At 62.0% G+C, this 660-nt stretch carries 1 protein-coding gene; it reads right to left on the reverse strand.

Translation table 11 applies throughout. The annotated features are described in order from the left end of the window. On the reverse strand, positions 1 to 660 hold a 660-nt coding region (locus N5D53_RS27620), incomplete at both ends, for an immunoglobulin-like domain-containing protein (protein WP_279841146.1).

A 660-nucleotide genomic window follows, 5' to 3' on the forward strand; every position in this document is an offset into this window, starting at 1 on the left:
CGTGATGGTGACCTTGACCAGGTCGCCTTCGTTGCCTGGCGTACCTGGCTCGTCGGTCACCGACGTGCTGACCGGGGTCTTGTCCAGCGTCAGCTGTTCGAACTTACCGACATCCGCGCCTCCAACGGTTGCGATCGACATCACGACAGGGTCGTTGGTACCGACGTAGACGTTGTCCGGGGCAGTGACGGTGGCAGTGCCCACGGTGCCGTTGGCCGGCACGGTGATGACGGTTTTGCCGTCGCTCAGTGTGAAGGTCAATGCACTGTGGTTGTTGATCGGCAGACCGTCTTTGTTGGTCAGGGTGATGGTGTAGGTGATCTCGCCGCCTTCGGTCACCGACGGGGTCGCAGTCAGCTTGGCCACCACTTCGTCGGTGGTGTCGGTCACTTGAACCGAAGCGTTGCCGCCCAGTTGCAGGTTCTCGAAGGTCGCACCAGTGGCGTCCACTGCCGAATTGATGCCCAGGCTGATCTGGCCAGCGTCGTTGTAAACGTCATCACCCTGCGCAGCGTGGGTGTACGGCGCGCTGGTTTCACCGGCCTTGATGGTGACCTGGGCATTGTTGCTCAGGGTCACGACCAGGTCGTGGGCCAGCGGTTGGTTGACGTGCACGGTGAACGTCGGTTTGACGTTCTCGGCCACCGAGGTCTGGTCGGC

The sequence above is a fragment of the Pseudomonas sp. GD03862 genome, from assembly GCF_029840855.1.
Taxonomy (GTDB): Bacteria; Pseudomonadota; Gammaproteobacteria; order Pseudomonadales; family Pseudomonadaceae; genus Aquipseudomonas; species Aquipseudomonas alloputida.